The following is a 12681-nucleotide window of genomic DNA, read 5'->3' as shown; positions in this document are numbered from 1 at the left end:
AGAGAATGATTGTAATTGATATTCCTAGAAATGGGCAGTCAGGCCAACCTGTAGCCGACGTCCATCCAGTACGACTTCGTAATCGCTATCGGTGACTTCCTTATCAGCCAGGTTATAGAGGCCGGATTGCACGCTGACTTGATCCGTGAGCTGGTAGTTCAGGCCAAGATCAACAAAGCCATAGCCAGGTGTGCCATCAATCATGCCGAAACGCCCCAAATAGTCGGAGGTGCTGCTGCGGTAGCTGCCTTGGAGCCAGAGGTTGAAGCGATCACTGGTTTGCCAGTCCACCAGCGCATTGAGCATATGCTCAGGCTGCTTGTTGAGTGGCTCCCCACGGAATTCACCAGAGCGCTGCTCGGTCTCGGTCCAGGTGTAGTTGGCACTGAGGTGCAGGCTGTCCGTGAACTGATAATCGACGGTCAGCTCAATCCCTTGCATCTGTGCTTCACCCACATTGACGCTGCGTTGGAGGAACCAATAGGTGTTGCCGCCAAATTCGCAGGCATAGTTGGCAGTATCATTGTTATTTGCCGCGTCGGGGCTGCTGCAGAAACGATCACTGATGATCTTGTCATCAAACTGGGTATGAAAAGCCATCAGACTGAAATTGAGCCCCAGGCTCGGATCATGATAGATCACCCCAGCCTCATAGTTGATGCTGGTTTCAGGATCGAGGTTTGGATTACCCAGCATCAGTGCACGCGGTAAGGGGCGACCATCCGCTGTGGTGTTAGGCGAGCCACCGCCTCCCGTGCGTCCACCAAAGCCCTCTGTCGCTTGGGTCAGGCTGGGTTGGCGGTAGCCGGTGGAAACGCCCCCTTTTAACGTCCAGCTGGGGTGGAGGCGATAAACGCTGTAGAGGCGCGGGGAGAGGTGGCCGCCAAAAAATTCATCATCGTTATAGCGCAGGCCAGTGGTCAAAGACAGATCGTCGGTGATCGCCCATTCGGCTTCGGCAAAAATAGCGGCCAGCCAGCGATCAGCACTGTGTACCCCGCCTTCAATACCGGCGTTATAAAGGACGTTTTGCCCGTTGGTGAAATCTTCTTCTTTATACTGCGCACCAAAAGTCAGCGTATGCGCACCCCAGAAGTAGGTGCCCTGCGTATTGGCAATCCGAGTGGTTTCTTCCATGCTCTGTTCCTGAACCCGTTCCGCCACATCCTGCTGTAGATAAGAGCTCAGCAGCAGGTTGCCATAGCGACCATCATGCGTCAGCGTCCAGGTCTGGCGGTCAAAGCGGCCGGTGGAGGTTGCTGCGCTGGTGCTGCGTCCTTCGGTATGTGTTGATTCCTGGGTGGCATAGCGATAACCCAGCGCGATACGATCCTGCTGGCTGGGTGTCAGTGCCAGTTCAAAGCCGCCATTTTTGCGTCGGGCTTGGGGTTGGCTGGCATCAGATTTAAAAGAGCCGCTGGTTTGAAAATCGCTTTCATCGATGCCGGTGTAAGCCCCGTTAAGCTGCAATTGCAGTAGGTTGGGCACTAGCGCACCTGACAGATAAAACTCGGTATGCGAGGCATCATTGCTGACATCATTCAGCGAGAGGGTGTATTCAGTGCGCAGCGTGCCTTGCCAATCGGCTTGGTCACGACGGGTGATGATGTTGATGACCCCACCCATCGCATCAGAGCCATAGAGCGAAGACATCGGGCCGCGAATCACCTCGATCCGATCGATCATGGCCAGAGGCGGTAGCGCCAGAGACTGCTTGCCGCCATCGGTGCCATTGGTGTTGGTTTGGCGTCCAGCGCTGATCGGCCGACCATCGACCAGCACCAGCGTATAGCTGCTGGCCATGCCTCGCAGGCTGATATCTTGATTATTACCACCGCCAGTAATGAACACGCCTGGAATATGGCGCACGGCATCAATGACATTGATATAAGAACGTCTTTCAAGCTCCTCGCGGGTGATGACGGAGATACTGGCTGGGGCATCGGTCACATTTTGTTCAAACCCCGCTGCAGTGACGACCAAGGTTTGAATAGCGGTGGATTCAGCGGGGGTGTTTTCCGTGCTGGTGGCTTGAGCAAGGCCATAGGGAAGGCTGCCCAATAACAAGAGTCCAATCGCAGCGCTCAGGGGTTTAACAGAAAAAGAAGTCATGATGATTCCTAGTAGGGTGTCTGCAATAAAATATCGGTAAAAAACAATCAAAATGATAATGAATATCATCTTGTGTCATAATGGCGTCATTCAAGGCCATTGCCTAGCTCAAAAGATGGAATGCCTTGTTGCGAATGTGGAACAGAAGCACTCTGTGTGAGCGAGTGCTTATTGGGGGACTGCTGAATGAAGAGGTGGGGTAAATGCAAGATCTTGCCGCGTGTCGTGCTTTCGATGCGCTGTGTCGTCACCATAGTTTAACGGCCGCAGCGCTGGCGCTGGGTCAGCCTAAATCCACCTTGAGCCGACGCTTGAGTCAGCTTGAAGAAGAGCTGGGTCAGGCGTTAGTGATTCGTGAAGGGCAGCGCTTGCAGCTGACCGAAGCCGGCCGTGTTTTTGCGCTCTATTGTCGCCAGCTCATCGAACTGGCTGAGCAGAGTGTCGAAGCCTTGCAAGAGTTGCAGGAGGAGATGAGTGGTCATCTCTTACTGGGGATGCACTCCAGTTTGCTGCGTGGTTGGATGACTCAGGTGATGGATGAATTTATCTCAGCCTATCCGCTCATGCGCCTAGAGGTGCGCACCCACTTGCAGCCCAATGCAGCCGAAGAGATTGACCTCTGGTTATGGCTGGGTCGTGTGGATCTGCCTGGCTATCGGCGCGAGCTGCTCGGTCGCTGGCCACTCGGGCTCTATGCTGGGCCGGGTTATTTGGCGCAACGGGGACAGCCTGAGCAGCCGCGTGATCTGCTGCAACATGCCTGGGTTGATCTGCTGGGCTATGCCGAAGAAGGTTTGCTGCTTGAGCATCCAAGTGAGGGCCAGTTCAAGCTGGCACCGATTGATAGCCGTTGGCGTACCGATGCTTATCTGCTGCAGATTGATGCGCTGATGCAGGAGCGCGGCATAGGTTTGCTGCCGATTTGGCAGGCGCAGCGCTTTTTATGTGCGCATCCGCAGGCGCTGATACGCTGTCTACCAGACTGGTCTGCTCAGGCTGTCGAGCTAAATTGCTATTACCCCAAGGGGCGGCCGACCCGCAAGCTGAAGTCTTTTCTCAAGGTGTTGCGTGCCAGTGATTTTCCCTGGCAGGAGCCAATGAACCCCGCTTAATCCGTTGTTCCATTTTTGCAACAACTTGTTTTGTGTTTCGGCTCTTGATCCTGATGATCAGAATGTTAATCTATCGCGCTTATCAATGTTATTGAGATTCATTCTTTTTTTGTGCACTGCGAATCTACTCAATTGAGAAGCTTGTCATCTAGCGCGCTGTTGCCTAGAAGGCTGTTATCGAGGTGACTGATGTCTGTTTCCCGCCTGACCTTGCATGTGGTTGAACGTATCCAGCTTTCTTCGGCGCTCCTGCGTTTAGTGTTGAAAGGGGATTTGGCTGATTATCCAGAGCCGCAGGCCGGTGCCCCACTGAAAATCTGGGTGCCCACGCCAGAGGGTGAAGTCGCACGCACCTACACCGTCCGTGAATTTGATCGCGCTGCGCAGCGTATGACGATCGATTTTGTATTGCACGATCAGCCTGGCCCTGCTTGTGACTGGGCGCGTCAAGCTGGACTCGGTGCCACCCTGATGATCAGTGGTCCCAAGGCCCCGCGTGCCTGGCCTGACAAGATCAGCCACTATTGTTTTGCCGGTGATCTGAGTGCTCTGCCCGCGATAGCGGCCCAAGTGGAGCAGCTGGATCCCCAAGCAGAAGGCTGGGTGGCGCTACAGATTCACGATTTGGAAGAGCGGGTTTATTTTACCCATCCGGCTGGCGTTCAGGTGCAGTGGCTCTTACCCGATGGTCAGCCGCAGCAGCTTCAGCGTTGGGTCCAGCGTCTTGATCTTAAGCCAGATACCCTGCTGTGGGTTGCTGCAGAGCATGATGAAGTAGTGGGGCTGCGTGATTGGGCGCGTCAAGATCTTGGCTGGCCCCGTAGCCATGTGCATGCGGTGCCTTACTGGCGTCGTGATGTAGATGAAGAGATTTATCACGATCAGCGGCATCAAGTGATGGCGGATGATGAGTAAGCCCAGTTTTTTCTGGGCACTAGGAAACCCCTGATTAACTACTGCGCTTGGTGATGCTGCGTTGAAATTGGTCTCAAAATGCTCATTGACTCCGTGTCAACTCCGCTTTTTCGATCAATTTTGCCTTACCTGACCTGCGCTCATGACGTTAAGCAGAGGCTCCCTAGGTTGATGATTGAATCCAAAGAGGCGAATGAAAAAATGCGTATTCACAAAATTCTGGTTCCATGGCTCGCATTGCTGCTGGGCTGGAGTCAGCTGGCATCGGCTGCGCCGGTGGTGATTGAACATCAGCAAGGCCAACTGCGTTTGGATGCCGTCCCCACCCGGGTGGTGACCTTTGATCTGGCCGCGCTGGATATCCTTGACCAGTTAGGTGTAGAAGTCATTGGTCTACCCAAAGACTTTATTCCTGAGCCGCTGGCGCACTATCGTGGCGATCAGTATGCCCATGTTGGTTCCTTATTTGAGCCAGATTTTGAGGCCATTGCTGCACTGCGCCCCGATCTGATCATCATCAGTGGTCGTGCAGCGCCAGCTTATCGTCAGTTAAGCCGCTTGGCACCGACCATCGATCTGACTCAGGATCTCAATCATTTTATGCGTGATATGCGTGCTCATACACGTACCCTCGCGCGAATTTTTGATCGTGAAGAAGCCGCAGAAGCCTACTTGGCTGAGTTGGATGCGAATCTGGCCGCCACACGGGCTTTAGGTGAAGAAGCCGGCAGTGCGCTGGTGATTCTGACCAGCGGTGGACGGGTTTCTGCCTATGGTACTGGCTCTCGCACTGGCTGGATTTATGATGAACTCGGTTTGCGTCCTGCTGCTGGCCATTTAAAGCAAGGCACGCATGGTGATCCGGTTTCGTTTGAATTTATTGTGCAAACTGATCCAGATTACCTCTTTGTACTAGATCGAGATACGGCAATTCAATCTGGTCAAGGCTCAGCCAGAGCACTGCTGGATAATGACCTGATTCGCCAGACACGCGCTTGGCGTGAGGATCGGGTGATCTACCTCAACCCAGTTGACTGGTACATTCTGGTCTATGGCCTGCAAGCGACGCCGCGTATGATCGAGGAAGTGCGTCAGGGGCTCACCCGCTAAGCTATGAGCCGATCTGCCTTCTTTCTTTTACTGGGCTGCTTGGGTTTATTGCTGCTCGCTCTATTCAGCCTGTTTGTTGGGGTCATGGATTTATCCTGGCGTCAGGATGCGCAGCAGGCTTGGCATCTGCTTTTTACCAGTCGCTTACCGCGTACTCTCGCGGTGATGCTGACGGGAATGTCCTTGGCGATTGCCGGTATGGTGATGCAGTTGCTGGCGCGCAACCGTTTTGTGGAGCCCTCCACGACGGGCACGCTGGAATCCGCCTTACTGGGTTTGCTGGTGGTGGCTTTGCTGGCCCCTGAAATGGGCATGATGGCGCGGATGTTGGTGGCCACCGGCTTTGCACTGGTCGGTAGCCTGATTTTTATGCTGCTGTTGCGCCAGTTACCCCTGCGCTCGGTGGTGATGGTGCCACTGGTGGGGATCATGTTCTCCAGTGTGGTGGCGGCCATCACGACCTTTCTTGCCTATCGCTTTAATCTTCTGCAATCCTTGGCCAACTGGTCGAATGGTGATTTCTCTGCCGTGCTGCGTGGGCGCTATGAGCTGCTCTGGCTCACACTGGTGTGCAGTGTGGTGATCTATCTCTATGCAGATCGCTTTACGCTTGCGGGGATGGGTAAGAGTTTTACCGTCAGCTTGGGGATGAATTATCAGGCCGTTTTATTCTTAGGCTTGTTTCTTGTCTCGATGATTGCTGCGCTGACTGTGACGACTGCAGGGATGATTCCGTTTTTGGGGCTGGTGGTGCCGAATGTGGTCAGCCTGTTGATGGGGGATCATCTTCGTCAAAGCCTGCCGTGGGTTGCGCTCACTGGTGCGGCTTTTATGTTGGCTTGTGATCTGCTGAGTCGGTTGCTGCGCTACCCCTATGAAGTGCCGGTGGGAACAGTGGTCGGCGTGATCGGTAGCCTGTTCTTTATCTATCTGCTGCTGAAGAAAACGAGGCCCAGCCATGCTTAAGCGTCTCACGCCCGGCTGGCGGTTGGCTCTGGTTGGCGGGCTGGTGCTGCTGGCGGCCATCTTTTTTATGACCGTCAATATGCGCGCTGGCTGGGCCTTCACCCTGCCTTTTCGTGGTGAGAAACTCTGGGGTCTGCTGCTGGTCGCCTACTGCATCGCGGTGTCGACGGTTGTTTTTCAAACCATGACACAAAACCGCATCCTCAGCCCTGGGATTATGGGCTTTGATTTCCTCTATCTGCTACTGCAATCCCTCTTGCTCTTCTTTTTTGGTCTGCACTTTTTTACTCAGCTCAATGCCGAGATCAAATGGCTAGGGGATGTGTTGGTGATGACCGGCGCTATGTGCGCGCTCTTTTATTGGCTGTTTGTGCGTCAGCGTCGCCACTTGCATGTGCTGGTCTTGGTCGGGATTATTCTTGGCACTCTGTTTCGTAGTCTGAATGCGTTGATTGCACGCATGATGGACCCAGTGGAATACGATATTTTGCAGGATGTGATGTTTGCCAGCTTTAATCAGATCGAGACCAGCCTACTTGGTGTGGCAAGCCTGCTGGCACTTTTGGTCAGTCTTATCGGTTGGCGCTGGATACGTGATCTAGATGTGCTGGCACTGGGTCAGGAGCAGGCGGTGAATCTTGGCTTGTCACCCAGGCGCTTGATGCTGGGCTTTTTGATCGGTATCGCGGTTCTGGTTTCGATTTCGACGGCACTGGTCGGCCCAGTGACCTTTTTTGGTCTTCTGGTGGCCAATTTGGCTTATCAGCTGGCTGGCACCCATCGGCATATCTATGTATTGCCCATGGCGGTTGCCTTGGCGGCGCTGGTGCTGATTGGGGGGCAGGCGATCCTTGAACATGGGCTGCGTTTTGCGACCGGACTCAGCGTGATTATTGAGTTTGTCGGCGGCCTTTTCTTCTTATTCTTGATCCTTAGACAGGGGCGCAAATGATCCAAGTACAAGGTGTCAGTCAAGCCTATGACCAGATCAAGGTGGTTGATGGCGTGGATTTTACATTACCTGATCAAGGTATGACCGCCATCATTGGTCCGAATGGGGCGGGTAAATCGACTTTATTGAGCATGATGAGTCGTTTGCAGCGTCCACAGGCTGGGCAGATCCTGATCGATCAACTGGATGTGCATCAAACGCCATCTCGTCAGCTGGCCAAGATTCTGGCGATTCTCAAGCAGGAAAATCATCTGGCGACGCGCTTGACCGTTGAGGATCTGGTGAGCTTTGGGCGCTACCCTTATAGCCGTGGCCGCTTAACGCCAGAAGACAAGCAGAAGGTCGAGGAGGCACTGGGTTTTTTGGCACTGACGGATCTGCGCTATCGCTATCTGGATGAGCTTTCCGGCGGGCAGCGGCAGCGGGCGTATATTGCGATGGTCTTATGTCAGGATACACGCTATATCCTGCTCGATGAGCCGTTGAACAATCTAGATATGCACCATGCGGTGAGTATGATGCAGCTGTTGCGTCGTGCGGCCGATCAGATGCATAAGCAGGTCATCTTGGTGCTGCATGATATTAATTTTGCCGCTGCCTATGCGGATTGGATTCTAGCGATGAAGGATGGTCAGCTGCGTTATCAAGGCCCACCACAAGAGGTGATTTCAGCCGAGATCATGCGTGATCTTTATCAGCTAGAGATGGAAATTCAGCTGGTGAAGGGGCGGCCAGTCGCGCACTACTACCGCTAGTTTGCTGGCTGATCCTATCAACACTGCCCAAAAAAAGGCCTCCTAGTGGAGGCCTTGATGTTGCTGTGCTTTTACGCTGTTACTAGCGGCGTCTTTGCTTACGCTGCGTCCGTGCTTCTTTGGTCATCTTGAGCTGGCGCGCCTTGGCCTGTTCGCGCCCTGTTTTTTCCTTGGGTGCGTAGGGGTTATCGCCGCTTTTAAATTCAAAGCGCAGCGGCGTGCCGGTGACTTTCAAGATTTTACGGAAGCTGTTCATCAGATAGCGTTTATAGCTTTCTGGCAGCGCTTGTGTTTGATTACCATGCACCACAATAATCGGTGGGTTCATCCCCCCTTGGTGGGCATAGCGCAGCTTGATGCGTCGGCCATTGATCATGGGTGGCTGGTGCTCTGCGACCACATCCTGCAACAGGGTGGTCAAGCGGTTGGTTGACCAGTGGCTATAGGAAGAGCGATAGGCCTTTTCAACAGAGCGGAATAACTCACCGACGCCTGTTCCATGCAGCGCAGAGATATAATGCGTCGCTGCATAATCGATAAAGCCAAGGCGATCATTGACATCTTCTTTGATGCTATGGCGCACTTCCTGATCAAGGTGATCCCATTTGTTGACGGCCAGAACGACCGCGCGGCCAGATTCCAGCACAAAGTTCAGCAGATGCAAGTCTTGTTCGACCAGCCCCGTCCGCGCATCAATCACCATAATGGCCACATGGCACTCTTTGATTGCTTGCAGGGTTTTGACAATCGAGAACTTCTCGGCGGTTTCGGTCACATTCTTGCGACGGCGAATCCCTGCTGTATCGACCAGCATAAAGGGCTTGCCATTGCGCTCAAAAGGAATGCTGATGGCATCGCGTGTGGTGCCTGGCTGGTCATAAACGATGACCCGCTCTTCACCTAGAATGCGATTGACTAGGGTTGATTTACCGACATTGGGGCGACCAATCACGCCAATTTTAATCTGGCGATCTAGCTGCTTTTCGGATTGGGTTTCAAGCTGCTCATCCTGCGCTAGGATCTGTTCTTCGGTCAGTGGTCCCTGCTCGATCGGCTCTTCTTCAAGCGCGGCTTCTTCTGGCTCGCCGCACAAGTCAGTGAGCAGACGCGTGATCATGCTGGTGACGCCACGGTTATGCGCTGCAGCAATCATCCAAGGTTCTTGAGCAAAACCGAGTGCGTAGAACTCGGCGCTAAAGCTCAGTGCATCGAGGCCATCGGTTTTATTCACCACCAGCTGCGCGGGCTTGTTATTGACACGCAGATACTGGGCGATCATTTCATCCGCTGCCGTTAGGCCAGCACGTGCATCAACAATAAAGAGAACCAGATCGGCTTCATCAATCGCGCGCAGAGACTGGCGCGCCATTTCGGCATCGATTCCTTCCTCATCGCCGCTGATTCCGCCAGTATCGATGACGATATAAGGAAAACCACCGACCTTGCCTTCGCCATACTGACGATCCCGTGTGAGGCCGGGAAAATCAGCAACCAGCGCATCACGGGTGCGCGTCAGGCGATTGAAAAGCGTGGATTTGCCGACATTAGGACGGCCAACTAGGGCAATGACAGGAATCATATTAGTCTTTCTTTAACCTAAACAGCCCAAGACGGCCGCGATGAGAGTGAACCAGCAGATAATCTTGATCGATCCGCGGCGTGCTTTGAATGCCGTCTAAGTCAAAAGACTGGCGTCCAATAATCCGTCCGCTTGCCGCATCAATCAGGTGAATAAAACCCTGATAGTCAGCGACCACCAGAGTGGAGCCCAGAGCGACTGGCGCTGTGAGCTGACGTCCAAAGAGGTCTTCTTGCATCCAGAGCGTCCGACCTGTCGCCAGATCCAATGCATAGACGCGGCTGGCTTCATCGACAACAATCAGCTGGCGATCAATCCGCAGTGGTGCATGGTAGCTGGAAAGATCACGGCTCCAGCGTGGTCGGCCGGTAAAGGCATCGAGCGCTTGGGTTTGACCTTGGAAACTGGTGACATACAAAACGTTTTGATGCAGCACGGGTGTGCCATCAAGATCGACAAGGCGTTCGATATCCGTGCGACCTTGAGGCTGAGCAACCTGAGCTTCCCAGCGTAGTTGACCAGTGCGCCGATCCAGAGAAACCAGCTTGCCATTGGCGAGGCCCACATAAACTTGTATCGGCGTGATCAGCGGTGAAGCTGAGCCGCGCAGTGTTAAGCTGGGCATCAGGCTGTCATAGGTCCAGAGAGCACGGCCTGTTTCAGCATGAAAGGCACTGACGCGGCCATCACCGCTCAGCACAGCTAAAAGATCTCCCTGTACAGCAACAGGGCTCAGCGCTTCGCTGGGTAGACGAACCTGCCACAGGTGAGCGCCAGTCTGCGGATCGAGTGCGAACAGATCGGCATTTTGTGTGGTGATGTAAAGACGGCCTTCGGCGAGCACCGGTGAGGCACTGGCTCCTGAGGGCAGTTCATAGGACCAGAGTAAACGGCGGCGTTCACGATCAAAGGTCTGCACCCAGCCTTGGGCATCGACACTGATCAGCAGTTCATCTTGCAGAATCGGTGTCAGGCGGTAGCCGCGCCAACCTTCTCCGGCACCTGAGTGGTCACGCCAGACGCGCTCTAACTGCGCACTGCGTTCAAATTCAGGCAGCGGAGCGGGAGGGTATTGTGGCTCCGGCAAACCAGAACAGCCAGCGAGGAGGCTGGCTGAAAGAAAAAGTCCGGCACAGGCTTTTTGAAAACGGCTCGCCATTAGGCCTCACCTTGATGCGCCAAACTATCCAGTTTGATCTCAACCAGCGGTGCCGATTCACCAATCATCTGACTGGCTTCCAGTGCGCGCTCATAGGCTTCGCGTGCGGCAAAGGTATCTCCCTTGGCCATCAGCAAATCACCACGCAAAGATTGAAATTCAGTGGTGAAGCCAGCGCTGTCCTGCACATCGAGAATCGCCAAGGCTTCATCCAGTTGTTCTTGTGAATGCAGAATACGCGCCAGACGCAAGCGAGCGACCAGCTCAATGGCCTCAATGCGCGTTGCACTGAGTGCAGCTTGCAGATGGCTTTCGGCTTCTTCTAATGCATCACGCTCGACAGCAAGGCGTGCAGCAAATAAGCGAGCATAATCAGCATACACGCTGCTGGCGTATTCTTGGGTGAGGCGATCGATCAGCGCTTGGGCTTGTTGATCACGGCTCTCACCGACACCCTGAGCAACCACTTGGGTCAGCTCGATATAAAGATCAGAGGCCGAAACTGCCTGACTGATCTGGTGATGTTCCCAGCCCTTCCAGCCGCCAACACCCGCAACGGCAATCACCACGCCAGCGACGAGCGGTTTGCCGTTTTTACTCCACCATTCTTTCAGGGTATTGAGCTGTTCATCATCGCTATGCATAAAGGTCTATCCTGGTCAGTAATCTAAAGAAAAAATGTCAGTCCAGCCGCACCAATTGGAAACAAATGGTGGCTATCTTAACTGAGCCCCAGTGCTTTGCAAATGGCGCGCTAAAAATTGACCGAGATCGCCGAGGGCGCAGGTGTGTTGCTCCTGGCCATCACGTAGTGGTTTAACGGTCACACTGCCTTGTTCTATTTCATCTTCTCCGAGCAGCAAGGCGAAGGTGGCCCCTGAGCGATCGGCACGCTTCATTTGTTGCTTGAAGCTGCCACCGCCACAATGCGTGAGTAGGCGCAGTTGCGGCAGTTCGCTGCGCAAACGCTCTGCTAGAAGCAGTGCCTGGGCTTCAGCTGCCTCACCCAAGGCTGTCAGGTAGACATCCACCCGTTGTTCAAGGGCGGCCGGGAAGAGCTCTAGGGTTTCGAGTAGTAAAACGAGGCGCTCAATGCCCATAGCAAAGCCAACGGCGGGTGTCGCCTTACCGCCGAGCTGCTCCACCAGACCGTCATAGCGCCCACCGGCACAGACAGTACCCTGGGCACCCAGCGCGGTGGTGGTCCATTCAAAAACGGTTTTGCTGTAGTAGTCTAGGCCGCGTACCAGCCTGGGATTGAGGCGATAAGCTACGCCTGCGGCATCCAGTTTGCGGCAGAGCTGTTCAAAGTGTGTCCGGCTTGCGGCATCAAGATAGTCATCAAAGGCAGGGGCGTCTTCGAGCAGTGCTTGAGTGCTGGCGACCTTGGAATCCAGAATGCGCAGTGGATTGCTGCTCAGACGGCGCTGGCTATCTTCATCTAAAGCGTCAAAATGGCCTTGAAGATAAGTGGTCAGCGCGGCTTTATATGCGGCACGGGCTTCAGCACTGCCTAAGGTGTTGAGCTCTAGGGTGAGATGCTCAAGTAGACCCAGCTCTTGCCAGAGGCGAGCAGTGATCAGCAGCAGCTCAGCATCAATATCAGGGCCATTTAAGCCAAAGGTTTCGACGCCAATTTGGTGGAATTGACGATAACGCCCTTTTTGTGGGCGCTCGTGGCGAAACATGGGACCGTGATACCAGAGGCGTTGTTGTTGATTAAAAAGCAGCCCATGTTCTTCTGCCGCGCGCACGCAACCGGCGGTTCCTTCAGGGCGCAGGGTCAGGCTATCACCATTGCGATCTTCAAAGGTGTACATTTCTTTTTCGACGATATCCGTCACTTCGCCAATCGAGCGCTTGAACAGGGCCGTCGATTCGACGATTGGCATACGGATTTCCTGATAGCCATAGCGGGCCAACAGACGGGCTACTGTGTGTTCTAAATACTGCCAGCGGTGAGATTGGCTGGGCAGCAGATCGTTCATACCGCGTATCGCTTGAATCTTTTTGGCCACGTT

Annotated in this window: 11 protein-coding genes; 6 read left to right on the top strand and 5 right to left on the bottom strand. The window is 54.1% G+C overall.

Features of this window, described 5'->3' with window-relative positions:
* Window positions 1-24: 24 nt before the first annotated feature.
* Entirely contained in the window at window positions 25-2112 is a 2088-nt protein-coding gene (locus tag V6U78_RS06435; protein ID WP_405338600.1) for a TonB-dependent receptor domain-containing protein, read from the bottom strand.
* Window positions 2113-2315: 203 nt separating this feature from the next.
* Here V6U78_RS06435 and V6U78_RS06430 point away from each other — a divergent pair, with 203 nt between their 5' ends.
* The 6 genes from V6U78_RS06430 to V6U78_RS06405 all read left to right on the top strand — a co-directional run bounded on the left by V6U78_RS06430 (window position 2316) and on the right by V6U78_RS06405 (window position 7922).
* Window positions 2316-3224, top strand: a complete 909-nt coding sequence (locus V6U78_RS06430) for a LysR family transcriptional regulator (protein ID WP_405338598.1) — start codon at window positions 2316-2318, stop codon at window positions 3222-3224.
* 189 nt (window positions 3225-3413) lie between these two features.
* Window positions 3414-4139 carry a siderophore-interacting protein gene (locus V6U78_RS06425; protein ID WP_405338596.1) on the top strand — a complete coding sequence of 242 codons (726 nt, stop codon included), beginning with the start codon at window positions 3414-3416 and terminating at the stop codon, window positions 4137-4139.
* A gap of 171 nt (window positions 4140-4310) precedes the next feature.
* On the top strand, window positions 4311-5249 hold the full coding sequence (locus tag V6U78_RS06420) for a siderophore ABC transporter substrate-binding protein (RefSeq protein ID WP_405338594.1): 939 nt from the start codon (window positions 4311-4313) through the stop codon (window positions 5247-5249).
* A 3-nt stretch (window positions 5250-5252) separates the two neighbouring features.
* Window positions 5253-6215, top strand: a complete 963-nt coding sequence (locus V6U78_RS06415; RefSeq protein ID WP_405338592.1) for an ABC transporter permease — start codon at window positions 5253-5255, stop codon at window positions 6213-6215.
* Window positions 6208-7167 carry an iron chelate uptake ABC transporter family permease subunit gene (locus V6U78_RS06410; RefSeq protein WP_405338590.1) on the top strand — a complete coding sequence of 320 codons (960 nt, stop codon included), beginning with the start codon at window positions 6208-6210 and terminating at the stop codon, window positions 7165-7167. Before V6U78_RS06415 ends, V6U78_RS06410 begins: the two co-directional genes overlap by 8 nt.
* Window positions 7164-7922 carry an iron ABC transporter ATP-binding protein gene (locus V6U78_RS06405; protein ID WP_405338588.1) on the top strand — a complete coding sequence of 253 codons (759 nt, stop codon included), beginning with the start codon at window positions 7164-7166 and terminating at the stop codon, window positions 7920-7922. Before V6U78_RS06410 ends, V6U78_RS06405 begins: the two co-directional genes overlap by 4 nt.
* Before the next feature lie 82 nt (window positions 7923-8004).
* Here the strand turns inward: V6U78_RS06405 and der are convergent, their stop codons facing one another.
* From der to hisS, 4 genes are all read right to left on the bottom strand, one after another.
* On the bottom strand, window positions 8005-9501 hold the full coding sequence (gene der / locus V6U78_RS06400; RefSeq protein WP_405338586.1) for a ribosome biogenesis GTPase Der: 1497 nt from the start codon (window positions 9499-9501) through the stop codon (window positions 8005-8007).
* A 1-nt stretch (window position 9502) separates the two neighbouring features.
* Window positions 9503-10660 (bottom strand): outer membrane protein assembly factor BamB, encoded by a 1158-nt coding sequence (gene bamB / locus V6U78_RS06395; RefSeq protein ID WP_405338584.1) that lies wholly within the window; start codon window positions 10658-10660, stop codon window positions 9503-9505.
* The gene (locus V6U78_RS06390) at window positions 10660-11304 is read right to left on the bottom strand and encodes a YfgM family protein (protein ID WP_405338582.1); all 645 of its coding nucleotides are present in this window, start codon (window positions 11302-11304) and stop codon (window positions 10660-10662) included. Before V6U78_RS06390 ends, bamB begins: the two co-directional genes overlap by 1 nt.
* A gap of 72 nt (window positions 11305-11376) precedes the next feature.
* On the bottom strand, window positions 11377-12678 hold the full coding sequence (gene hisS, locus V6U78_RS06385; RefSeq protein WP_405338580.1) for a histidine--tRNA ligase: 1302 nt from the start codon (window positions 12676-12678) through the stop codon (window positions 11377-11379).
* Window positions 12679-12681 lie beyond the last annotated feature (3 nt).

The sequence above is a fragment of the Marinospirillum alkalitolerans genome (genome assembly GCF_045055655.1).
Taxonomy (GTDB): Bacteria; Pseudomonadota; Gammaproteobacteria; order Pseudomonadales; family Halomonadaceae; genus Marinospirillum; species Marinospirillum alkalitolerans.
This window is presented reverse-complemented; position numbering and strand designations above follow the sequence as displayed.